Source organism: Rhizobium fabae, assembly GCF_003985135.1.
Taxonomy (GTDB): Bacteria; Pseudomonadota; Alphaproteobacteria; order Rhizobiales; family Rhizobiaceae; genus Rhizobium; species Rhizobium pisi.
The window spans coordinates 271085-292785 of sequence record NZ_ML133649.1 but is presented as its reverse complement, the minus strand read 5'-3'; the positions used below and the strand labels follow the sequence as shown (position 1 = coordinate 292785).

The following is a 21701-nucleotide window of genomic DNA, read 5'->3' as shown; positions in this document are numbered from 1 at the left end:
TCACGACGCAAGAAGCGTGCCGGTTCCCACAACGCCTCATCGGGCCTTTGCCCGGCGGGCCGAAAGTGCGGCCACCGCCTGAACTTCGGTCAGAAGCCGCACCGGGTCCATCGGCTTTATCATGACGCGGTTGGCGCCGTTGAGCAGCACTTGGCGGCGTGAGTCGTCGCTCTTGTCAGCGGTCAATACGATCACCGGCACCGGGGCGAGATCGAGCCGCCTTTCGTGGCCGCGCAGGCGTCCCAGCATGTCGATGCCGTTGCCTCCAGGCATCGAGAGATCGCTGATGATGATGTCGGGCCGGGCATTCGCCTCGCCAAGGGCACAATCGAGCAGCGTCTCGAAATCCTCGACATGGCGCACTTTATGCCCGCCCTTTTCCAGGATGACGCGCACCAGCATGGCATTGATCGGATCGTCCTCACCGAGCAGGATGCTGAGCCCACTCGCCGCAACCATCGTCTCCGCCACCGAAAGGCCGAAGCCGGGCTGGTTGTCGTTCAGCGCGTCGCGTTTCTCCATGCCGCGCATGCGCCCGCGCAGCACGTCGATGAGCGACTGTTCGCGCAGCGGCCGGATAAGCCAGGCATCGAACAGGTCGAGCGGGTGGGCGCTGCGCTCTTCCGGATTGACGAGGAGAACCTTGCGCAGCCCGAGGGCTGCAATTTCGACGCGGTCGGCCAGATGCGTGGAAAACTCCGCCGACATGCGATGGTCGACGATAATATCGGTCGGCCGCCGTCCGCCGCCGGCCATGCCGAGCAGTGTCGTGCGCGCGCTCTCGCCGTCGCCGACGAGATGGCAGAGGCCGCCGAGCGCGGTGATGGTCTCGGCGATCGCGGTGCGCGCGGCCCCTGCCGGCGCCAGCAACACGACGCTGTTGCCGGCAAGCAGCGTGTTTCGCCGGTCAGCCCGCTCGCTGCCGATCTCGACGGGGAAGCGGATGGTGAATTCGCTGCCTTTGCCCTTTTCGCTGGCAACGGTCAGCGCGCCGCCGAATTCGCGCATGATGCGGGCTGAGATGGCAAGGCCGAGCCCGGTGCCGCTGCTCTTGTCGGCAACGGTCCCGCCCTGCTCGAATTCGCCGAAGACCCGCGCCTGCTCCTCCGGTGTCATACCGGGACCGGTATCCGTCACGGTGATCAGCAAGTCGCTGACATCAAGCGCCACGCGGATGAAGACGCCGCCGGCCTGGGTGAATTTTACGGCATTACCGATGACGTTGAAGAGCACCTGGCGCAGTCGCGCCGGGTCGAAGTTCATGTTCTCCGGCAGGTCTGATGACACCGTGGCGCCGATTTCGATGCCCTTTTCATGCGCGCGGTGGGCGAGCATCTCGACGACGCTTTCCAGAAGCTTGCGCAGCGATTCCGAGCGTGGATGCAACTCGAAGCGGCCGACCTCGATGGTGGAGAAATCGAGCAGATCCTCGACGAGCTGCGTCAATGCGTGGCCGGACTGGCGGATGCTGGCGAGATAGTTCTGCTGTTCCTGCGTCAGCCGCGTCTCCGCGATCAGATGCGTCATGCCGAGAATGCCGGAAAGCGGTGTGCGCACCTCATGGCTGACGGTCGCAAGCAGCCTGGATTTTGCGGCGCTGTTATATTCGGCCTTCTGCCGCGCCTCCTCGCGGGCCTGCGCAACGAGCCGCTCCTCGGTCACATCGCGGGCAACGCTCTGCAGCAGCAGGCGTCCATCCGCCGGATCGCGGGTGACGACGTCGCGCCAGAGGAAGATGCGCTGGCCTTCCGGGGTCGAAATCTCGACGTCGTAGCAGTGCGGTACGGGGCCGGGGCGGAACGCAAGCCCGATCTCCTCGCAGGTGCGTCCCTCGGGGCGTGGCCGTCCGGTGAGGCGGCGAAACGTGTCGTTGGCGCTGATGATGCGCCGGTCCATGGTGCGGCTGGCGGTGATGTCGCCGAGGACGTCGTGCACATCGGCAAACAGTTTCGCCCCGTCGTTCCACTCCGGCATCGATTTGCCGGCGGGCTGCCCGGTTCGGCGCCGCCGAACCATGAGGACGGCGTAACTCGCGATGACGGCAAGGCCGAGAACGACGAGGCCGCCCGAAAGGAGCAGCGGTTCGCTGGCATGGGCAAGCAGCGTCAGGATCGTTGCGGCAAGAAGGCCGGCTCCGCCAAGCCAATAGACCAGCAGGAGCCTCGTGGCTGCGGCCCCCCTCTTGTCCTCATCGGCTTGCCGACGTGGCGATGCGCCAAGTCGCGAGGGAGAAGCCTCCGTCCGCATCTCAAGCGGCTTGGCGGCGGGTCCCCCGAAGGCGGCGGACAATCTTTCCTGCAACTGTCCCAGGTTGTGCATGGTATCTAGCTAACATGAGCCTCCTTCCGAATGCCTTCAGGAATTCGATAAGATTTTAGCGGCCGGCCTTTTTCGGCAGCAGAAGCTCGTCGAGGATGACGCAGCCGGCCCCGATCGTGATGAAGCTGTCGGCGAGATTGAAGACCGCGAAGGACCAGCTTTCGGTGTGGAACAGGATGTAATCGATCACGTGGCCGTAGGCGAAGCGGTCGACGAGATTGCCGATCGCGCCCGCGATGATCAGCGCATAACCGAGATGGGCGAGCCAGCGGTCCTTCGCCGTGCGGTACCACAGCCAGATGACGAAGGCGACGATGACGAGCCGCATGCCGACGATGAACCAGCCGTCCATGCCAGACAGCATGGAAAAGGCGACGCCGAGATTGTAGGTGCGGTAGAGCGCCAGCATCGGAATGACGGGAACGGCTTCCTGCAGCGGCAGGTAATGATCGACGGCGATCTTGACGACCTGGTCGATGAGGACGGCGACGACGATGAAGAGGAGGATCGGCGCCGGGCGCGAATACAGCGCGGGGCGTGCGTGCGTCTGTTCGGTCATTTGCCCTCGGCAAGTGAGAGGAGATGGCGGCGCGCCTCGAAAAGCATGACGGCGGTGGCAACGGCAAGGTTCAGGGAATCGGCGCGGCCCTGCTGCGGAATGCGGGCAAGCGCGTCGGCTTCCTTGGCGAGTTGATCCGGCAGGCCCGATTGTTCGTTGCCCATCAAGAGCACGACCGGCTTTTTCCGGTAGTCGATCGTGCGGTAGTCGACCGCGCCGGCAAGATGCGTCGCGACGACGGACACGCCGGCGGATTTCCGCCAGGCGATGAATTCCTCCGGTGTCGCTCGTGCGACCGGAACGGCGAAGACCGAGCCCATGGTGGCGCGCACGGTTTCGAGCGAGAAGGGATCGGTCGCCTCTCCGACCAGAATGACGCCGGAAGCGCCGGCCGCATCCGCCGTGCGGATGATGGTGCCGAGATTGCCGGGGTCGCGCACGCGGTCGAGCGCCACCCAGGTCTCGCCGTCCCTCGGCCGGATATCCCGCAGCGGCTTCCAGCGCTGCTCGAAGATGCCGACGACCATCTGCGGATTGTCGCGGCGGGTGATCGAGGCAATCACCTTTTCGCTGACTTCGAGCACGAGCCCGCCCGCAGCGACGGTCCTTGCCGCCATCTGCTCGACCAGGGGCTTACCCTTGGCGGCCTTGGCATAGACCAGCGTGCGGATCGTCCAGCCGAGTTCGATCGCGTCGATGACGAGCTTCAGTCCCTCGGCCAGGAAAGTGCCGCTTTCCTCCCGCGACTTCTTGTTCGTCAGCGCCTTGATGTCCTTGATGATGGGATTGGCAAGCGAGGTGACTTCCTTCACCTGCCCGACCCTGCGCGGTCCCTGATCGTGGAAGTCCTTGCTCATTTCGGCACCCAGCGGGAAAAGAGGGAGGTGGAAAGCGCCCGACCCTGCGTCTTGCCGTCGGTGCCTGCCTCGCGGATCACCAGCTCGCCGGATTCGACCACACCGCCGGCGCCGCGCATCGTCTCGCGCATCAGCTCGTGGATCGAATAGAAGCTGGCGCGGATCGAATAGGCCGTCAGCACGAGGCCGGCCGCCTTCGGCGACAGGATCTCGCGGCAGATGTCGAGCATCAATGGCAGATGTTCGAAGAGATGCCAGACTTCGCCATTGGGGCCGCGGCCGAATTTCGGCGGATCGGTGAGGATGATGTCGTACTGGCTGCCGCGGCGTTCCTCGCGCAGGATGAATTTCATCGCATCCTCGCAGATCCACCGGATCGGCAGTTTCTCCATGCGCCCGAGCGCCTGGTTTTCGCGCGCCCAGCCGATCGCCTTCTTCGACGCGTCGACATGGGTGACCTCGGCGCCCGCCGCGGCCGCGACCAGCGAGGCGACACCGGTATAGCCGAAGAGGTTCAGAACCTTCAGCGGCCGGCCCGCCTTTTCGACCTGATCCTTCATCCAGCTCCAGTGTACGATCTGTTCGGGAAAGACGCCGACGTGACGGAAGGAGGTGAAGCGGCCGAGGAAATCGACGCCGAGCAGGTTGAGCGGCCAGGTTTCTCCGAGCGCCTCCTTCGGGAAACGCCAGCGGCCGGTGCCTTCCTCGTCGGTATCGCCGGTGAAGACGGCATCGACCTTTTCCCAGATCTGGGGCGCCAGCGAAGGCTGCCACAGCGCCTGTGCCTCCGGGCGGATGATGCGATAGGGGCCATATTGCTCCAGCTTTTCGCCATTGCCGCTGTCGATCAGGTGGAAATCGCCGGCGCCGAGCGATTCGAGAATGACGGGCACGCGCTCGGTCGGACGCTCGCCGCTGCGCGCCATCAGAGGGCGCCCGGCCGCGACCGGGGCCGGGGTCTCGCGCACCGCCTCGCGTGCGACCGCGGGCCGCGCGACCGGCTTCGATGACCGATCCGCGCGATCGTCCCTGCGGTTTTCACCGGAGGGACCTGATGTCTTCTTCTGGCCCGGCCGGCGTTCTCTTTGTTTCAACGTGCTCTTCCGCGTCTCTGTCGGATGTTTTTATGGTTTGCGACCTCTAGCCCAGAAGACCGCGCGGGATCAACTGCGCGCCGAACCTTGCCCCGCAAGAGGACAGGTTCTCCCGGCACGGCGTTTATTTCAAGCCCTCGACGTCTCGCGTGCGAAGCCAACTTTCCGCCGCATAGAGGGCGGCGACATGCATCGACTGCATGATGACGGTGCCTGACTTGATGTCGTCGAGAATAACGGCGAGATCGGCAAACAGCAGTTCGACCTTCTCGCCGGGGTCGAAACACGGCTCACCAGCCCTGCTCAGGCCGAGCGCCAGCCAGCTCGTCACCATATTGCTGTGGCTTGATGCATTCGGATAGGAGGCGAGCAGCTTGACGAAGGTCGAGGCTTCATAGCCGGTCTCTTCCCTGAGTTCACGCCGTGCTGCCGCCATCGCCGCGTCGCCGGCCTCGATGTCGCTTGGTTCGACGCCGCCGCCAACGAGACCGAGCACGATCTCGTTGCGGCCGTGCCGGTATTCCCGCGTCAGCAGCACGCGCCCGTCAGGCATCAGCGGGACGACGTTGATCCAATCAGGATAGTCAAGCACGTGGAACGGCGCGACGACAGTGCCGTCGGCGGTGAGGCAATCGTCGCTCCTGAGCCGGATCCAGCGATCCTCATAGGTGATGCGGCTTGCCGTCACGCTCCAGGGCTTCAAGTCGTCGTTCATTGGCCAATTCCTTGCTCCCGATCGAGCCCGGCAGATAACATTCCGCTCCGCCTTGGCAAAGCGCTTTCCCGCTGGGATAAGAGGGGCGAATCGGAGATGGGGCTGTCGAATGGATTTCACCGGCGAAGAACGCATCGCCGCGCGGCGGGACGTCGTCTGGGCGGCGCTCAACGATCCCGAGATCATGCGCGGCTGCATTCCGGGCTGTCAGAGCATCGAGAGACTATCGCCGGGCACGTTCGAGGCGATGATCAAGGTGAAGTTCAGCCTGCTGTCCGCCACCTTCCACGGGCTGCTGACACTCTCCAATGTCCATGCGCCGAACAGCTATACGCTGTCGGCCGAAGGCAAGGGTGGTCTTGCCGGCTTCGCCAGGGGCAGCGCCGATATCGTGCTCGAGGAAAGAGGCGCGGAGACCATCCTGCATTACCGGGCGAAGGCCGAACTTGGCGGCCGGCTCGCTCAGCTCGGCGCCCGCCTGCTCGATTCGACCTCGCAGAAGCTCGCCGAGGGTTTCTTTTCGGATTTCAACGCCGCCGTCGTCGCGAAGATGGAGGCCGGCTGATCTCCTGCCGGTGCCCAGCTTGGGACTTGGCGAGGGCAGGGGCTTGCTTTAAGTCGGCGACATGACATGGATCATCAGGCCGCCGAAGGCGGAAGATCAGGAAGTGCTCGCGGAGATCTATCTTTCCGTGCGCCGGGAAACATTCGTCTGGGTCGATCCCGGCAAATTCCATCGCGAGGATTTCGCCGCCCACACCAATGGCGAGACGATCTTCGTCTGCGCGCATGCGGATGGCGGCGTGGCAGGCTTCCTCTCGCTCTGGCCGGCGGATGATTTCATTCACATGCTGTACATACGCCCGGAATTCCAGGGCCGCGGCGCCGGGACGGCGCTTCTGCGGGCGCTGCCGGAATGGCCGCAACACAGATACCGGCTGAAATGCCTGGTGAAGAACCGGCGAGCAAAGGCCTTCTACCTCTCCCACGGTTTCAACGTCACCGGCAACGGCGCGTCGCCGGAAGGCGATTATGAGGAATTGAGCTTTTTCCCGGCCTGACCGGCTGCCGAAGCCGGTCGCAGAAATATCGAACGAGTTTTATCGCGACGGCAGCTGCCCGGCGATTTCCTCGGCGCGCGTCTTGTGGCGGTCGGCCTCGCTTTGCCAGCGGATGGCCTCCTTGGCCTCGGTGCGGGCACGTTTGCGGTGTTTGCCCTGGCTGAACCAGGTGGCGGCCGAGCCGATCAGCATGCCTGAGATCAGCGCGATGAAGAGGAAGACGAAGAGGGGTGCGGAAACCGCAAGCACCTGATCATCAGGCCGGAACGGGTTGAAGGCGAGCGTGACGCTCTGCCGGTTGGCGACGCAGAAGACGATGAGGATGACGCCGAGCGGCAGCAGAATCAAAAGGTTGATGATCTTCTTGGCCATTTGAGGTCTCCACATGCCGGATTGCGCCGATTTTTGTGAGGGCGCGTTTCATCTTACAGCGCAGCGCATTTTTTCAAATGCGCAATGGACGCTGCAACACTTAAAATCTACGCATCGGCCCGAAAATCGATTCCGATTTTCGGGCCGATGCGCTAGCAGAATAGGAAAACGGCCATCGAGTTCAAGTGCGGTTTCGCCGCAGGCGGCTTATGCCGCTCAATCCTCTTCGTCGGCCTGGCCGGGATTGAGCCGCTCACGCAGTTCCTTGCCTGTTTTGAAGAAGGGAACCCACTTCTCCTCGACGAACACGGTATCGCCCGTCCGCGGGTTGCGGCCGGAGCGGGAAGGGCGGTTCTTGACCGAAAAGGCGCCAAAGCCGCGCAATTCGACTCGGTTACCCGCAGCCAGTGCATCCGTGATCTCGTCGAGAACCGCGTTGACGATATTTTCGACGTCGCGATGATAGAGATGCGGGTTGCGTGCCGCAACTATCTGCACCAATTCAGACTTGATCACAGTCGCCCCCTTAAATTATTGATTTCTTATCAATCGTGGCCAACCTGCCAAACTGAAAGCAGCCCGTCAAGAAGCAACTTTGGGGGCAGGATTCCATTGATATCCTGGCCTTTCATGAGATCATCATAACCGAAGATCGTAATCAACCGCGAAACAGCTCCAGCGAGCAGGAAAGGCGTATTGCTCTTCTTGTCCCAGTCCACCATCGGCAATTCGCTGTCGATGCCGCGCGATTTGAGATAGGCGCGGATTTCCGGTTCGCCGCCGATCGTATCGACGAGTTTTACCTTCAGCGCCTGCCGGCCGGTGTAGATCGTGCCGTCGGCCAGCTTCAGCACGTCCTCGCGCGGCAGCTTGCGCCGGTCGGCGACGAGGTCGACGAACCAGTTGTAGCTGTCGACCACCATGTTGCGGATCATCGCCTTGGCTTCCTCGCTCGCCTCGTGGAAGGGCGAGGGTTCGGCCTTCAGCGGCGAGGATTTGATCTCCTGCAGCGACACGCCGATCTTGTCGAGCAATGGCTGGATTTGCGGATATTGGAAAATGACGCCGATCGAGCCGGTGATCGAGCTGTCGCCGGCGATGATCGTATCGCCGGCGGTGGCAATCATGTAGCCGGCGGAGGCGGCAAGCGTGCGCACGTCGGAGACGACGGGCTTCTTGGCTGATATCGCCCGGATCGCCTTGAAGATCTTTTCCCCGCCATAGGTCGTGCCGCCGGGCGAGGAGATCGAAATCACGACCGCCTTCACCTGTTTGTCGGTCTCGATCTTCTTCAACCGCTCCAGAAGCTCGTCGTCGTCGACGATCAGCCCCGATATCGTCACATGGGCGATATGCCGGCGCGCCGTCCCGCCATCGCCGAAGGTGAAGGCGTAGAAGGCGAAACCGAGCGCCACGACGAGCGCCACTGCCACGATGCGCCAGAAGCCGAGCTTGCGGCGCAGCCGCCGGCGATCCGCGATGATCGAACTGTCCATAAAAACCTCCAGCGCTGGCTCCGGTTCCGGCAGGTGGCCGAGGAACCCATGCAAAATTAGGGTGGCAACAGTGCGTACGAATGCCACTTTTTGATGTTTTTCCGTTTTGTTGCTTGTTGCAGAAAAAATTCCATATTGGCAAGCCAATGTAATAATGCGAAACGAACTGTGATTGGCGGCCGGGCTTTGTTATGAAGGCGCGGCGATCACCGCACATGGACGAGGCCTATGCTCGATACCCTGAAGAACAACGGAAATGCCGCTTTTGCGGGGTCCGGCAAGACCCCCTATGGCGATGCGTTGTTCCATTCCGCTCGCGTGCGGCGGCTGAAGATTCTGCTGCCGGCGGCGGCCCTTGTCGTCTCGGCGGTCTTTATCGCCGTGTCGGTGATCCGCACCTATCTGCCGGAAAACATCAAGATCGAAGGCGCCAAGATCGAAAACGGCAAGGTCGTGATGGAAAAGCCGGCGATCTCGGGACGCAATTCCGACGGCATCAACTATTCGATGCTTGCCGAAAGGGCGCTGCAGGATATCCGCAATCCCGATCTCATCACGCTCGAGACCATCAAGGCTGCCGTACCGATGAATGACGGCCTGATCGCCCGCGTCGTCGCCTCGACCGCCGATTACAACCGCTCCACCGACAACCTGCACATGACGGCCCCCTTCACTCTGGTGCTGAGCAGCGGCCTCAACGCGAATTTCCAGTCCGCCCGGCTCGACATCAAGGGCGGAAACATGCGGAGCAACGACCCTGTCACCATCACCAAGGACAACGCTTCCATTGTTGCGCGGTCGATGGAGATAACCGATAAGGGGCGCGTGATCACATTCGAGGGGAATGTTCGCATGAATGTCGATCCATCCACCATCCATAAACAGGGCACCTAACCAGCCGGGTCATCCATGACAAAAGATTGTCGCATTTCCACTTGCAAGACTGGCATTGCTTTCATTGCCGGCGCATTTGCCCTTATTTTGACGGCATCGGGCGCGGGCGCGCAGTCGACCACCATGTCGGGCATGAAGCTTTCCAACGACCAGCCGATCCAGATCGAAAGCGACAAGCTGGAAATCCACGATCAGGAACACACGGCCCTTTTCACCGGCAACGTCAAGGTCGTCCAGGGCACGACGACGTTGCAGTCCGGCAAGATGACCGTCTATTACAAAGACAAGGCGGCAAAGGCGGGCTCCGCTACGGCGGCGGCTCAACCTGAGGCAAAGCCGCAACAGTCTGGCTCGCTTGCGTCTGGAAGTGCAGATATCGACAAGATCCTCGTGACGGACAAGGTCTACCTGGTTTCTGGCACGCAGACGGCGACTGCCGATGACGGCAACTTCGACATGGCCTCGCAGACATTCATCCTCACGGCGAATGACGGAAATAAGGTTATTCTGTCGGATGGGCCGAACGTCTTTACCGGCTGCAAACTGACCGTTCACATGCAAACCGGCCAGGCGGAGCTTGAAAGCTGCGGCGGGCGTGTCCAGATTCAGCTCGATCCGAAGTCGCAGCCGTCTACATCGCAGCAGAAGCAGAACTGAGAAGCCGGCCTCCCACGTGAAATTAACATCGCTATCCACCATGTTCGGCAAGCCCGAGCCGCAAGCTGCGGGTGCCGCCGACAAGAGCCGCTATCAGGGAACGCTGATCGCACGTGGTCTGACGAAGACCTATGCGACGCGTCGTGTCGTCAACGGCGTCTCGCTGGTGGTGCGCCGTGGCGAGGCCGTTGGGCTGCTCGGTCCGAACGGCGCCGGCAAGACGACCTGTTTTTACATGATCACCGGCCTTGTGCCGGTGGACGAAGGCACGATCGAGATCGACGGAAACGATGTCACGACCATGCCGATGTATCGCCGCTCACGCCTCGGCGTCGGTTATCTTCCCCAGGAAGCCTCGATCTTTCGCGGGCTGACGGTGGAAGAAAATATTCGCGCCGTCCTCGAAGTGCATGTGAAGGACAAGGCCGAGCGCGAGCAAAAGCTGAACGAGCTCCTCGAGGAATTCCATATCCAGAAGCTGCGCAAGAGCGCTGCCGTCGCCCTTTCCGGTGGTGAGCGTCGCCGCCTCGAAATCGCCCGCGCCCTTGCGACCGACCCGACCTTCATGCTGCTCGATGAGCCCTTTGCGGGCGTCGACCCGATCTCGGTCGCCGACATCCAGAATCTCGTTCACCACCTGACGGCGCGCGGCATCGGCGTTCTCATCACCGACCACAATGTGCGCGAGACGCTGGGCCTCATCGACCGCGCCTACATCATCCACGCCGGCGAGGTGCTGACCCACGGCCGTGCAAACGACATCGTCAACAATCCCGAAGTGCGCCGACTCTATCTCGGCGATAATTTCAGCCTTTGACGCCAGATCCGGATGATTTCAGGCCGCATCGGCCTGAAATCATCCGGATCTCAATCAAGGAATGAGGGCCTGATGTCGTCCGAAAACCGCACACAGTTTTCGGCATGATGCTCCAGTTGGAGAAATTCACCTTGCGGCATAGTTCCACTTGACCAAATCCAATAAAAAAGCAATTTTTGGGCCAAGTTGGAATTCCGTGGCCTGAAGCGTTGATCGGACGCGGTTTCCCAAGGAATCGTGGGGAGTTTTGCGTTCGTCATGGCACTGTCGGCCAACCTTTTCCTGCGCCAGAACCAGTCCCTGGTGATGACTCCGCAACTGATGCAATCCATCCAGTTGCTGCAGATGACGCATTTCGAGCTCACCCAGTTCATCGCCCAAGAAGTGGAGAAGAATCCGCTGCTCGAATTTCCGTCGAATGACGGCGAGGCGGGCAGTGAGCGCGGCGAAGCCGAGGACGGAGAATATAGCCATCAGCCGGAGGACGCCGCTTCGGACGACGGCTACGACAACCGCACCGAGGCGCTTTCCAGCGACTGGTACGATAACGGCGGCAGCGCCAGCACGAGCCGGCTGAGCGACGAACTCGACGCCAATTATACCAATGTTTATCCTGATGACGGTGGGCCGCAGCGCCTCGATGCGCCAGAACTCGTCAGCCAGTGGAAGTCGATGCCGGGCAGCGGCGAGGTCGCCGATTACGATCTTGACGATTTCGTCGCCGGTCAGGTATCGCTGCGCGATCATCTCGCCCAGCAGATTCCGTTCGTGCTACCTGATATGGCCGACCGGCTGATCGCGCAGAACTTCGTCGATCAGCTCGATGATTGCGGTTATCTGCAGACCGATATCGTCGAAACCGGCGAGAGGCTGGGCACGAGTCTTGCGCAGACCGAGCGCGTGCTCGCCGCCCTTCAGACGCTTGATCCGCCGGGTGTTTTTGCCCGCAGCCTCGCCGAATGCCTGGCGATCCAGCTCAAGCAGAAGGATCGTTACGACCCCGCCATGCAGGCGCTGGTCGAAAATCTCGAACTCCTGGCACGGCGCGATTTCGCCACGCTGAAGCGGCTCTGCGGCGTCGACGAGGAAGACCTTCTCGACATGCTCGGCGAGATCCGCCAGCTCAATCCGAAGCCCGGCAGCGGTTTCGAGACAGGCGTTTCCGAAGCGATCATGCCTGACGTCGTCGTCAGGCCCTCCTCGGATACCGGTTGGTTGGTCGAGCTCAATCCGGATACGCTGCCGCGCGTGCTTGTTAATCAGTCTTATTTTTCCCGTGTGACCAGGAATGGAGAGGATCATGCTTTTCTCTCCGAGTGTCTGCAGAGCGCCAATTGGCTGACGCGCAGCCTCGATCAGCGGGCAAAGACTATCATGAAGGTGGCGAGCGAGATCGTCCGCCAGCAGGATGCCTTCCTGCTGCACGGCGTCGACCACCTGCGCCCGCTCAATCTGAAGACGGTCGCCGAAGCGATCAAGATGCATGAATCCACCGTCAGCCGCGTCACCTCGAACAAATACATGTTGACCCCGCGCGGTCTCTTCGAGCTCAAATATTTCTTCACCGTTTCGATCAGCGCCGTCGAGGGCGGCGATAGTCATTCGGCCGAGGCCGTGCGTCACAAGATTCGCGCCCTGATCATGCAGGAGAGCCCGGACGCAGTGCTCTCCGACGACGATATCGTCGACATGCTGAAGAAGGGCGGTGTCGATCTCGCTCGCCGCACGGTTGCCAAATACAGGGAGGCGATGAACATCGCTTCCTCCGTCCAGCGCCGCCGCGAGAAGCGGGCGCTTGCCAAGGTCGCCGGCTTCTGACGCGGTAATGCTTCGGCCGTGATCGAAGCATCCTCCCATAAATCCCGCTATCTCTCAGATGTTTTGAGCGAACAGCGAAGTGCAAACCATGACACCGCGAAATCCGAACCTTGCCAGGGAGCTTTCCTTGCTGCTGGCGCTGGCGACCCTCTGGGGTTCCTCCTACACCTTCATCAAGATCGGCGTCGAGACGGTTCCGCCGGTGACCTTGATCGCCGCGCGCACGCTGATTGCCGGCGGCATTCTGCTTGCCGTCCTCCGACATCGGCATGTCCGTCTGCCGCGCGATCGGGAGACATGGCGCCGGTTCTTCCTCCAGGCCTGTCTGAACAGCGTCATTCCCTTCACGCTGATCGCTTGGGCCGAACAGTCCGTCGACGCCGGACTGGCGGCGATCCTCAATTCGGCAACGCCGATCTTCACCTTCCTGCTGACCGTGCTGATAACTCGCCATGAACGGGCGACGGCGCGAAAGCTCTTCGGCGTGATGGCCGGACTTGCCGGCATCTGCCTGATCATCGGCGTCGAGGCGCTGGGTGGTCTCGGCGGAAGCCTGATGGCGCAGCTCGCCATCATCGCGGCGACCGTCTGCTATGCAGGTGCCGCGATTTTCGGCAAGAACTTCAAGGGGCTCGATCCCGCCGTGCCGGCCGCCGGTTCGCTGATCTCAGGCGCCCTCATTCTTCTGCCCGTGAGCCTTGTCGTCGATCGGCCGTGGGAACTCGCCCCGTCGGCGGCATCGATGCTGGCGCTGCTCGCTCTCTCCGCCTTTTCGACGGCCCTTGCCTTTACGATCTATTTCCGTCTCGTCCAGACGCTGGGTTCTGTCGGAACCACCTCGCAAGCCTATCTCAGAGTGCCGATCGGTGTTGCGATTGGCATCGTCTTTCTCGGTGAAAGACTGAGTTCGACGGCCTGGATCGGACTTGTCTGCGTCATTTCAGGCGTCGCCGCCATGACGATACCCCGCAGGGGCGAATACGGCGCGGTGCAAAGCGCCGGACATCGATGAGGGCACGATTCGCGGAGGTTCTGTGGCCCTATTGACTTTTCGGTAACCTCTGGCTAGAAGCCCGCCGCAATCGATGCCGCGAACGGCGTCTGGAGTTATCCCCATCATCCCAAGGGCGCCAAGGACCCTCAGGCTTAAGCGATCTTGCTTGAGATTGCGCGAAGTGCTTGGATGAACCTGAGGCTTGGCGTAAACTGATACCCGCAAACGACCATAAAGAAGGGAAACTCCATGAGTGTGCGTGTATCCGGGAAACATATGGAAATTGGTGAATCGTTCCGTCAAAAGATCGAGGACCAAATTGGTATGGCCATCACGAAATACTTCGACGGGGGGTATTCCGGCCAGGTCACCGTGGAAAAGGCGAGTTCCCGTTTTTCCGCAGATTGCAAGCTTCATCTCGACAGTGGCGTCGTGTTGCATGCTGCCGGCGAAGCGACTGATCCTCAGCTTGCTTTCGACGCCGCTTCGGAGCGCATCGAAAAGCGTCTGCGCCGCTACAAGCGGAAGCTGAAGGACCATCACGCCGGAAACCATCTGAACGGTTTTGCAGAAGTCTCCTACACGGTCATGGATTCCGTTCCTGATCACGAAGATGAAATTCCCGACGATTTCGCCCCAGCGATCGTCGCTGAAAGCACGAAGCAGCTGAAGACCATGTCGGTCGCCACCGCCGTGATGGCGCTCGACATGACCGACGAGCCGCTTCTCCTGTTCCGCAGCCCCGGCAAGGAACATTTGAACATTGTTTACCGTCGGCACGACGGAAATATTGGCTGGATCGATTCAGCCAATATCAAAGGCTGAGATCAGGACGATGAGCGGCGGTGATTGCCGCCGCTCCTTCATCTGATCCCGGTGACAGAAGGAAAAAGAAATGGCATTGGCAGATTTGCTCCATCAGGATGCGATCATTCCCGCCCTCAGAGTAAATTCCAAGAAACAGTTGCTTCAGGAATTGGCAGCAAGAGCCTCCAGAATCACGGGGCTTTCCGAGCGGGAGATCTTTGACGTCATCCTGCAGCGCGAGCGCCTGGGCTCAACGGGCGTCGGCAACGGCATCGCCATCCCCCACGGTAAGCTGGTGAACATCCATTCGATCGTCGGCATTTTCGCCCGGCTGGATCAGCCGGTCGATTTCGAGGCGCTCGACGACCAGCCGGTCGATCTGGTGTTCCTGCTGCTTGCGCCCGAGGGTGCCGGCGCCGATCATCTCAAGGCCTTGTCGCGTATCGCCCGCGTTCTGCGCGATCATGATCTGGTCGCAAAATTGCGCGCGACCGATTCCGCCTCGGCGATCTACGCTTTCCTCAACCAAGAGCAGACGTCGAACGCCGCCTGATGCGGATCGCGCAAATCTGTGCAGCGGTTTGCGATAAGACCTGCCTCATCACCCCCGAATGCGAAAGGCGCCCGATCTCTCAGGCGCCTTTTTTACTGTAAGCGGTTGAGCGCTCAGAACTCTTCCCAGCTGTCCTGCGCCACGGCGGTCGAGCCACGGGATGCGGCAGCCGCGCGACGGGGAGCCGGCGGGGCAGCTCGATACGAAGGCGCTGCGGCAACAGGCGTACGCATCTGCTGCGCGACCGAGGCGAGAGCTTTGGCGTTGCTGGAACCCGAGACCCTGAAGCGGGTGGCGAGTGCCTTCAGTGTCTGCGCCTCGTCGTTGAGGGCCACGCTTGCGGCCGTCGCTTCCTCCACCATCGCCGCGTTCTGCTGCGTCACCTGGTCCATCTGGTTCATGGCCTGGTTGATTTCCTTCAGGCCGACGGCCTGTTCGCTGGCCGATGCGGAAATCTGCCGGATGAGGCCGTTGATGCCCATTACCTGTTCGGCGATCTTGTGCAGAGTGCCGCCGGCGCGCCCGACGAGATCGACGCCTTCCTTGACCTGGACGGCCGAGGTGTTGATCAGCGTCTTGATCTCCTTGGCGGCATTGGCCGAACGCTGCGCGAGTTCCCGCACCTCCTGGGCGACGACCGCAAAGCCCTTGCCGGCTTCGCCTGCGCGGGCGGCCTCGACGCCGGCATTCAGCGCCAGCAGGTTCGTCTGGAAGGCGATCTCGTCGATGACGCCGATGATCCGCGAAACCTCGGTCGAGGACTGTTCGATCCCCTGCATCGAGGCGATCGCCTTCTGCACCACTTCGCCTGATCTCTCGGCATCCTGGCAGGCGAGATTGACGTTGTCGGCGGCCGTGCGGGCATTCTCGGCGCTGGAATCGACCTGCGCGGTGAGCTCGTTGAGTGCAGCCGCCGTCTCTTCCAGGCTTGCCGCCTGCTGTTCAGTGCGCTTGGCGAGGTCGGAAGCGCTGTTGCTGATTTCGCCGGTGCCGGAGCCGATATTGGCGACGCTGAAGGTCATCGTGTTGATGGTCTCTTCGAGGCTGGCAAGGGCGGCGTTGAAATCCTGCTTCAGCTTGCCGTATTCGCCGGGGAAGTCGTCGGCGATGCGGTAACCCAGATTGCCCTGCGACAGCTCAGAAAGCCCGGCGCCGACGATCGAGACGATACGGCGCTGCAGCGATACCGATTCCTGGCGCTCCGATTCCGAACGGCCGCGCTCGGCCTCGGCGGCCTGCCGCTGGTCGGCGGCCTCGCTTTCGAGGCGCCTGGAGTCGGCGAGTTTGAAGCGGAAGCCTTCAAGCGCCTTGGCGACCGAACCGATTTCGTCGGTGCGATCCTGGGCTGCGACCGGTTCGGAATATTCTCCGGCGCTGAGCGCCTTGACGCTGGCGACGAGGCCGCCGAGCGGCCGCTGTACGAACGAACGGACGGCGAAATAGAGCGCGAGCATCACGGCGCCGAGCACGATGAGGCCGTTGACGATCATCATAAAGGTCTGGTCTCGCACTGGCGCATTGATCGCCGTATGCGGCACGTCGACGAGCACGACCCAGGTGGCGTTGACGCCCGGAACCGCGAATGGATAGACGACGCGGTCGAAGGGATCGCTGCCGTCATTGGTGAGGTCGCGGATAAGGCCGGGCTGCTTGCCCGACAAAGCCGATTTGACGACGTCAGCGCCCTCGCCGCCATATTCCTTGCTCATAAGGTCGGCGACAGGTGCGACGACCCAGGTGCCGTTCTGCGCCAGCAGCGTCACGCGGCCGGAGCCGAAAGGGTGTAGCGCTTGCAGCTTGTCGGTCAGCGATTTCAGCGAGATGTCCACGCCGCCGACGCCGATCATCTTGCCGCCCGACATGACCGGATAGGCGATCGAGGTCAGCAACGTCGGCACGTCAGTCCCTTGGGCCAGATAAGGCGTCGTGATTGCGCCCTTGCCGCTGTCGGCGGCAAGCTTCCACCATTCGGACGTATAATCGTTGTCGAAGGTCGAATACTGGATGCCGCCATCCTTGGTCTTCGACCAGTAGGGCGTGAAGGCGCCGTTCTTGTTGGTACCTTCGTTATTATTGTTGGCGATCTCCGTGGTCTTGCCGTCGAGCGCGCCGAGCTGTTCGCAGAACCAGCTGCCGAAGGCGAAGGCATTCTGTTCGAGGTTGGCCTTCAGCACGTTGATCGTGCCCTTGCGATCGAGCGATTTGCCTTCGTGGCCACGGCCGATGACGCCGGACATAGTGCGCGCGGCGCTGGCGAGTTCGCCGACATTGGCAGCGATTTCATTGGCGATCGATTTTGCCTCGAGATTGGCCTGGTCCATCGTCAGCGTCTGGACGCGATCCCGGGTCTGGCCGATGAGGAAAAAGTTCGAAACGATGAGAACAAGCGCGATGGCGATGCCTGTGATGACGATGAGCTTCGCCGCAAGCGATTTCATACGAAAAATGAACATAGGGTCCTCGGGCAGGGATGCGCCGAATGGGCATTCTCCGGCGCAGGAGCAAAGGCCTCGCTCCGTCATGGAGTAGCCGCGTGGATGGCCGGATCTCAAAAGCAGGAGTAGCCGGCGACCACGGGCAACATCGCCAGAGATCTCTTAAATTTGAATGAAACTTTAGTAGCTTGCCCAGGGAAAATCACAGGAATTCCCTTAAAATTAAGGGCCCCATTTTGCGGCTTCGCAAAAGAGACGGAGCTATATCCTGTCTGCGACGTCCTTGCTCGAGGGGATCGAAGGCTGCGCTCCGGCCTTGAGGCAGGCGAGCGAACCTGCAACGGCCGCGCGGCGCAGCGCCGAGGCGAAATCGAGCCCGTCATCGAGGCTCGCGGCGAAATAGCCGCAGAAGGTGTCTCCCGCGCCGACCGTATCGACAGGTTCGATCACCAAGCCCTGAGCTCTTGAAATCGCCCCGTCGCGAATGGCGATGACCCCGTCGCCGCCAAGCGTCACGATCAGCGTCTGGCCGGTCTCCTGATGCAGGCGGATCAGCGCTACCTCGCGCGCGGCTGCGTCCATACCGTTCTGTCCTGCAAGCCGCTCGAATTCGGTCTCATTGGCAATGACGATATCGGCCAGCCGGCCAAGACGCGGCGCATCGGGGATCAGCGGAGCGAGGTTGAGAATGCTGGTGACCCCTTTGGCGCGGGCGGCCGACAGTGCGCGCTCGACGGCCGTAACGGGCACTTCAAGCTGCAGCATCAGGATATCGCCTCCCTTCATGCCGCCGACCGCCGTTTCGGCATCGGCGGGTGTTACGAGGCCGTTGGCGCCGGGAACGACGGCAATCATGTTTTCCCCGTCGCCGCCGACAAGGATCAGCGCCGTGCCCGTGGGACCATCGACATGGCTGACGAGAGAAAGGTCGGTTCCCGCATCATCGAGCAGGGCAAGGGCATCTGCGGCGAAGGCATCCTTGCCGACGGCGCCGGCCATATGCACAGTGCAGCCGGCGCGGCGCGCCGCCAGCGCCTGGTTGGCGCCCTTACCGCCGGCGGCCGTGGCAAAGCCATTGCCGGCCACGGTTTCGCCGGGCTTCGGCAGGCGCTCGGTCGTGGCGATGAGATCCATGTTGATGGACCCGAAAACTGTAATCATGAAGATGCCTCGTCATCTGGAGCTTGCGGGCGACAGCATGCTCCAACTCTTCGATAGAATTGCAGGCGCGACACTGCCCGAAGCGGTCACTCCTCGTCAACCACCCGCAGCTTGAGGAGGCCGGTGCGGCTTTCCATTGATTTGGTTGCAGGCTCGCTGTCGCGGGCCGGCTTGCCATCGCTCGCCTCGAATTCCAGCCCTTCGATCTTGGCACCGCGCTTGGTAAGCTTGTCGGCTGACGTGACCACCATGTCGATATCTTTCTGCGCCATGGCGAAATGGCCCTGCAGCTTGCGCACCCGCTCGTCGAGACGGCCGAGATCATCCATCAGTAGGGCCACCTCACCCTGGATCAGATGTGCCTGCGCCCGCATGCGCTGATCCTTGAGAACAGCCTGGATGACCTGGATCGACAGCATCAGCAGCGACGGCGAGACGATGACGATGCGTGAACGATGCGCCTTCTGCACCACCGGCTCGAAATTTTCGTGGACCTCGGCGAAGATCGATTCGGACGGCACGAAGAGAAAAGCCGTATCCTGGGTTTCGCCCTGGATCAGATATTTCTCGGAAATATCCCGGATATGGACTTCCATGTCGCGGCGGAACTGCTGGCTTGCGATCTTGCCGGCCTCGGGGCTGCCCGCATCACGAATCGCGTTCCAGGCTTCGAGCGGGAATTTCGCGTCGATCACCAGCGACGGCGCGTCGTTCGGCATGCGGATCGTGCAGTCCGGCCGCGAGCCGTTGGAAAGCGTCGGCTGGAAGGAATAGGCGCCCCTCGGCAGGCCGTCGGCGATGATGGTTTCCATGCGCGACTGGCCGAAGGCGCCGCGCGTTTGCTTGTTGGAGAGAATGGCCTGCAGCCCGACGACATCCTTGGCGAGCGTCTGGATATTGTTCTGCGCGGCATCGATGACCGCCAGCCGCTCCTGCAACCGCTGCAGGTTCTCGTGCGTCGATTTTGTCTGCTCGGTGATCGTCGAACTGACGCGCTGCGTCATGCCGTCGAGGCGTTGGTTGATCGTCTGGTTGAGTTCGCTCTGCCGCGCACCGAAAACCTCGGTCATCGCCGCGATGCGGCCCTGCATTTCCGCCTGGATCTTCAAAAGCTCGGCCATGCGCGCCTCGCTTTCCCCAGCGCGAAAGCTTGCCTCTTCCGCCTGCTCGCGGCGAAGGCTGGCACCGTGCAGGAGAAGGACGATCACCAGCAGGACGAGGGCAGCGAGAACCCCGCCGGCAAGCGCCAGCATGGCCGGGCTGATCGACGCAAGGGAAAGAGTGAGCGAATCGGAATGACTAGTCATTCCAAACCATAACAGAAGAGATGGCGATATCTAGATCAAAACGTGAACAGAATTGGCGCTCCCCAATATCTTCGCAAGCAGCAGTGATTCCTCGTTCATCGGAAGAAATCGCCGCCTAGTTTAACGATTGCTCAACTATATTCGCCAAAACCTGTGGCGCAGAAATTCCCTCCCGCGCGCTTGCGCCAAGTATAGAGATCCCCATGACGTCCCAGCAGACCGACAATGCCCTCAGGCAGCGCCTCGATTTCATCGAACTGGATGAGGCGGCGCGCAAGTCGATGCGGGATCTGCGCCCTGTCATATCGGAGCTGATTGGCGACGCCCTCGACAAATTCTACGCCAAGATCGCCAGGACCTCCGCCGTTGCCGGCTTTTTTGCCGACAAGTCTCATATGGGCCATGCCAAGAAGCGCCAGCAGGATCATTGGGCCAATCTCGCCGGCGGCACCTTCGACGAGAGCTATGTCGCAGGTGTGACCGCCGTCGGCCGCACGCATGCCCGCATCGGGCTGGAGCCGCGCTGGTATATCGGGGGCTACGCCATCGTCATGTCGGAACTCGTCAAAGGCATCATGGAGAAGCAGTGGCCTTCGGTCTTCGCGCGCAAGCAGGGCAAGCTGCTGGCCGAGAAGTTGTCGGCGGTCATCAAGGCCGGCATGCTCGACATGGATTATTCCATCTCGGTCTACCTGGAAACGCTCGAAGCCAAGCGCCGTGCATTGGAGGAGGAGCGCACACAGGCCGAATCCGACCAGGCGATGGCGCTGGAGCAATTGCGCCGTGGTCTGGAAGCGCTCTCGAACGGTGATCTCGAAGCCACGCTGCCGACCGACCTGCCGGGCAATTTCAAGCAGATGGCCGAGGACTATAATCGCGCCGTCAGCGCCCTTCGACAGTCCTTCGCGTCCGTGCGCGAGACCTCGGGCCATATTATGAGCGGCGCCGACGTCATTTCTAACGCGACCAACGATCTGGCGCTGCGCACCGCCCAGCAGGCGGCGGGCGTCGAGGAGAGTTCGGCGGCCCTGCAGCAGCTTTCCGTCAGCGTCGGCCAGACAGCCGCCAATGCCGAGAAGGCTTCGGGCGCCGTGCGCGAGACGCAGCAGAAGGCAAAGAACTCAGGCGAACTCGTCACCAGCGCCGTCTCGGCGATGGCCGGCATCGAAAAATCCTCGACCGAGATCTCCAAGATCATCGGGGTCATCGACGAGATTGCCTTCCAGACCAATCTTCTGGCTCTGAATGCCGGCGTCGAGGCGGCGCGCGCCGGCGATGCCGGCAAGGGTTTTGCGGTCGTCGCCCAAGAAGTCCGCCAACTCGCCCAGCGCACGGCCGACGCCGCCAAGGAGATCAAGAACCTGATCTCGCAGAGCTCAACCCAGGTCAACCAGGGTGTCGGCATCGTCTCCAGCACCGGCGAGGCGCTGAACGACATGATCAGCCGCATCGACATCATCAACCGGTTCGTCGCCGATATTGCCGCCGCCGCCCGCGATCAGGCGACCGGCGTCAACGAGGTCAGCGTGGCGATCCGCAGCATGGGCGAAATCACCCAGCAGAATTCAGGCATGGTCGAGCACACCTCGGCCGAAACCCGCCGTCTCAAGGACGAGGTGGAGAACCTGATCGAGCTTCTGCGGCGCTTCCGCGCCCGGGCGGATGGCCGTTCCGCGGTCGCTGTCCGCCGGGCCGCCTAAGCGAATATGGCGAAATTCCAGGTGGGGATGCAAAAAAGCGCAATCCCCGCCTGCCGGATAATTCCATAGTCGGAAAAGATGGGTT

General features: G+C 61.7%; 21 protein-coding genes. 10 read left to right on the top strand and 11 right to left on the bottom strand.

From position 1 onward, the window contains the following. Window positions 1-36 precede the first annotated feature (36 nt). The 5 genes from EFB14_RS12685 to EFB14_RS12665 all read right to left on the bottom strand — a co-directional run bounded on the left by EFB14_RS12685 (window position 37) and on the right by EFB14_RS12665 (window position 5544). Window positions 37-2319, bottom strand: coding sequence for a PAS domain-containing hybrid sensor histidine kinase/response regulator (locus EFB14_RS12685; protein ID WP_126825704.1), 2283 nt, complete (start codon window positions 2317-2319; stop codon window positions 37-39). 55 nt (window positions 2320-2374) lie between these two features. Then, complete coding sequence (gene lspA / locus EFB14_RS12680) at window positions 2375-2878, bottom strand: signal peptidase II (RefSeq protein WP_126825701.1); 504 nt, start codon at window positions 2876-2878, stop codon at window positions 2375-2377. Then, a complete protein-coding gene (locus EFB14_RS12675; RefSeq protein WP_125842028.1) occupies window positions 2875-3735 on the bottom strand; it encodes a TrmH family RNA methyltransferase in 861 nt (286 codons plus the stop codon). Before EFB14_RS12675 ends, lspA begins: the two co-directional genes overlap by 4 nt. Then, window positions 3732-4829 carry a class I SAM-dependent methyltransferase gene (locus EFB14_RS12670; protein WP_125842030.1) on the bottom strand — a complete coding sequence of 366 codons (1098 nt, stop codon included), beginning with the start codon at window positions 4827-4829 and terminating at the stop codon, window positions 3732-3734. Before EFB14_RS12670 ends, EFB14_RS12675 begins: the two co-directional genes overlap by 4 nt. A 124-nt stretch (window positions 4830-4953) precedes the next feature. Further along, window positions 4954-5544, bottom strand: coding sequence for an NUDIX hydrolase (locus tag EFB14_RS12665; RefSeq protein WP_126825698.1), 591 nt, complete (start codon window positions 5542-5544; stop codon window positions 4954-4956). Between the two features lie 109 nt (window positions 5545-5653). On the opposite strand from EFB14_RS12665, the gene EFB14_RS12660 reads away from it, so the two are divergent. After that, window positions 5654-6109, top strand: a complete 456-nt coding sequence (locus EFB14_RS12660) for an SRPBCC family protein (protein WP_126825696.1) — start codon at window positions 5654-5656, stop codon at window positions 6107-6109. 61 nt (window positions 6110-6170) lie between these two features. After that, window positions 6171-6605, top strand: coding sequence for a GNAT family N-acetyltransferase (locus tag EFB14_RS12655; RefSeq protein WP_125842035.1), 435 nt, complete (start codon window positions 6171-6173; stop codon window positions 6603-6605). Between the two features lie 39 nt (window positions 6606-6644). Here the strand turns inward: EFB14_RS12655 and EFB14_RS12650 are convergent, their stop codons facing one another. The 3 genes from EFB14_RS12650 to sppA form a co-directional block, all read right to left on the bottom strand. Beyond that, window positions 6645-6977: a LapA family protein gene (locus EFB14_RS12650; RefSeq protein ID WP_125842037.1), complete on the bottom strand. Its 333-nt coding sequence runs from the start codon at window positions 6975-6977 to the stop codon at window positions 6645-6647. A 216-nt stretch (window positions 6978-7193) separates the two neighbouring features. Further along, a complete protein-coding gene (locus EFB14_RS12645; RefSeq protein ID WP_003544934.1) occupies window positions 7194-7493 on the bottom strand; it encodes an integration host factor subunit beta in 300 nt (99 codons plus the stop codon). Between the two features lie 29 nt (window positions 7494-7522). Continuing rightward, window positions 7523-8473, bottom strand: a complete 951-nt coding sequence (gene sppA, locus EFB14_RS12640; RefSeq protein ID WP_126825693.1) for a signal peptide peptidase SppA — start codon at window positions 8471-8473, stop codon at window positions 7523-7525. A gap of 228 nt (window positions 8474-8701) precedes the next feature. Here sppA and lptC point away from each other — a divergent pair, with 228 nt between their 5' ends. The 7 genes from lptC (at window position 8702) to ptsN (ending at window position 15013) form a co-directional block, all read left to right on the top strand. Continuing rightward, on the top strand, window positions 8702-9367 hold the full coding sequence (gene lptC / locus EFB14_RS12635; RefSeq protein WP_126825689.1) for an LPS export ABC transporter periplasmic protein LptC: 666 nt from the start codon (window positions 8702-8704) through the stop codon (window positions 9365-9367). Window positions 9368-9382: 15 nt separating this feature from the next. Further along, window positions 9383-10024, top strand: a complete 642-nt coding sequence (locus tag EFB14_RS12630; RefSeq protein ID WP_125842043.1) for an LptA/OstA family protein — start codon at window positions 9383-9385, stop codon at window positions 10022-10024. Between the two features lie 40 nt (window positions 10025-10064). Continuing rightward, window positions 10065-10841, top strand: coding sequence for an LPS export ABC transporter ATP-binding protein (lptB, locus tag EFB14_RS12625; protein ID WP_008524521.1), 777 nt, complete (start codon window positions 10065-10067; stop codon window positions 10839-10841). 258 nt (window positions 10842-11099) lie between these two features. Further along, window positions 11100-12659, top strand: a complete 1560-nt coding sequence (gene rpoN, locus EFB14_RS12620) for an RNA polymerase factor sigma-54 (RefSeq protein ID WP_125842045.1) — start codon at window positions 11100-11102, stop codon at window positions 12657-12659. A gap of 88 nt (window positions 12660-12747) precedes the next feature. Beyond that, window positions 12748-13671, top strand: a complete 924-nt coding sequence (locus EFB14_RS12615; RefSeq protein ID WP_126825686.1) for a DMT family transporter — start codon at window positions 12748-12750, stop codon at window positions 13669-13671. Between the two features lie 231 nt (window positions 13672-13902). After that, the gene (gene hpf, locus EFB14_RS12610) at window positions 13903-14478 is read left to right on the top strand and encodes a ribosome hibernation-promoting factor, HPF/YfiA family (RefSeq protein ID WP_003570772.1); all 576 of its coding nucleotides are present in this window, start codon (window positions 13903-13905) and stop codon (window positions 14476-14478) included. A gap of 70 nt (window positions 14479-14548) precedes the next feature. Further along, window positions 14549-15013 (top strand): PTS IIA-like nitrogen regulatory protein PtsN, encoded by a 465-nt coding sequence (ptsN, locus tag EFB14_RS12605; protein WP_126825683.1) that lies wholly within the window; start codon window positions 14549-14551, stop codon window positions 15011-15013. A 113-nt stretch (window positions 15014-15126) separates the two neighbouring features. Here ptsN and EFB14_RS12600 read toward each other — a convergent pair whose 3' ends face one another. The 3 genes from EFB14_RS12600 to EFB14_RS12590 all read right to left on the bottom strand — a co-directional run bounded on the left by EFB14_RS12600 (window position 15127) and on the right by EFB14_RS12590 (window position 19916). Next, the gene (locus EFB14_RS12600) at window positions 15127-17466 is read right to left on the bottom strand and encodes a methyl-accepting chemotaxis protein (RefSeq protein ID WP_126825680.1); all 2340 of its coding nucleotides are present in this window, start codon (window positions 17464-17466) and stop codon (window positions 15127-15129) included. Window positions 17467-17709: 243 nt separating this feature from the next. Further along, window positions 17710-18609, bottom strand: coding sequence for a ribokinase (locus tag EFB14_RS12595; protein ID WP_125842053.1), 900 nt, complete (start codon window positions 18607-18609; stop codon window positions 17710-17712). Window positions 18610-18695: 86 nt separating this feature from the next. Next, window positions 18696-19916 carry a DNA recombination protein RmuC gene (locus EFB14_RS12590; RefSeq protein WP_126825677.1) on the bottom strand — a complete coding sequence of 407 codons (1221 nt, stop codon included), beginning with the start codon at window positions 19914-19916 and terminating at the stop codon, window positions 18696-18698. Window positions 19917-20119: 203 nt separating this feature from the next. Here EFB14_RS12590 and EFB14_RS12585 point away from each other — a divergent pair, with 203 nt between their 5' ends. Further along, window positions 20120-21616: a globin-coupled sensor protein gene (locus EFB14_RS12585; RefSeq protein WP_125842057.1), complete on the top strand. Its 1497-nt coding sequence runs from the start codon at window positions 20120-20122 to the stop codon at window positions 21614-21616. The last annotated feature ends 85 nt before the right edge of the window (window positions 21617-21701 follow it).

Bases quoted from the DNA above. Each gene is read 5' to 3' on its own strand.
- EFB14_RS12585 (WP_125842057.1), top strand. From the start codon at position 20,120: ATGACGTCCCAGCAGACCGACAATGCCCTCAGGCAGCGCCTCGATTTC.
- EFB14_RS12660 (WP_126825696.1), top strand. From the start codon at position 5,654: ATGGATTTCACCGGCGAAGAACGCATCGCCGCGCGGCGGGACGTCGTC.
- lptC (WP_126825689.1), top strand. From the start codon at position 8,702: ATGCTCGATACCCTGAAGAACAACGGAAATGCCGCTTTTGCGGGGTCC.
- EFB14_RS12665 (WP_126825698.1), bottom strand. From the start codon at position 5,544: ATGAACGACGACTTGAAGCCCTGGAGCGTGACGGCAAGCCGCATCACC.
- EFB14_RS12590 (WP_126825677.1), bottom strand. From the start codon at position 19,916: ATGACTAGTCATTCCGATTCGCTCACTCTTTCCCTTGCGTCGATCAGC.
- EFB14_RS12650 (WP_125842037.1), bottom strand. From the start codon at position 6,977: ATGGCCAAGAAGATCATCAACCTTTTGATTCTGCTGCCGCTCGGCGTC.
- EFB14_RS12655 (WP_125842035.1), top strand. From the start codon at position 6,171: ATGACATGGATCATCAGGCCGCCGAAGGCGGAAGATCAGGAAGTGCTC.
- sppA (WP_126825693.1), bottom strand. From the start codon at position 8,473: ATGGACAGTTCGATCATCGCGGATCGCCGGCGGCTGCGCCGCAAGCTC.
- EFB14_RS12615 (WP_126825686.1), top strand. From the start codon at position 12,748: ATGACACCGCGAAATCCGAACCTTGCCAGGGAGCTTTCCTTGCTGCTG.
- hpf (WP_003570772.1), top strand. From the start codon at position 13,903: ATGAGTGTGCGTGTATCCGGGAAACATATGGAAATTGGTGAATCGTTC.
- EFB14_RS12595 (WP_125842053.1), bottom strand. From the start codon at position 18,609: ATGATTACAGTTTTCGGGTCCATCAACATGGATCTCATCGCCACGACC.
- lptB (WP_008524521.1), top strand. From the start codon at position 10,065: ATGTTCGGCAAGCCCGAGCCGCAAGCTGCGGGTGCCGCCGACAAGAGC.
- EFB14_RS12685 (WP_126825704.1), bottom strand. From the start codon at position 2,319: ATGCACAACCTGGGACAGTTGCAGGAAAGATTGTCCGCCGCCTTCGGG.
- EFB14_RS12630 (WP_125842043.1), top strand. From the start codon at position 9,383: ATGACAAAAGATTGTCGCATTTCCACTTGCAAGACTGGCATTGCTTTC.
- lspA (WP_126825701.1), bottom strand. From the start codon at position 2,878: ATGACCGAACAGACGCACGCACGCCCCGCGCTGTATTCGCGCCCGGCG.
- ptsN (WP_126825683.1), top strand. From the start codon at position 14,549: ATGGCATTGGCAGATTTGCTCCATCAGGATGCGATCATTCCCGCCCTC.
- EFB14_RS12675 (WP_125842028.1), bottom strand. From the start codon at position 3,735: ATGAGCAAGGACTTCCACGATCAGGGACCGCGCAGGGTCGGGCAGGTG.
- rpoN (WP_125842045.1), top strand. From the start codon at position 11,100: ATGGCACTGTCGGCCAACCTTTTCCTGCGCCAGAACCAGTCCCTGGTG.
- EFB14_RS12600 (WP_126825680.1), bottom strand. From the start codon at position 17,466: ATGTTCATTTTTCGTATGAAATCGCTTGCGGCGAAGCTCATCGTCATC.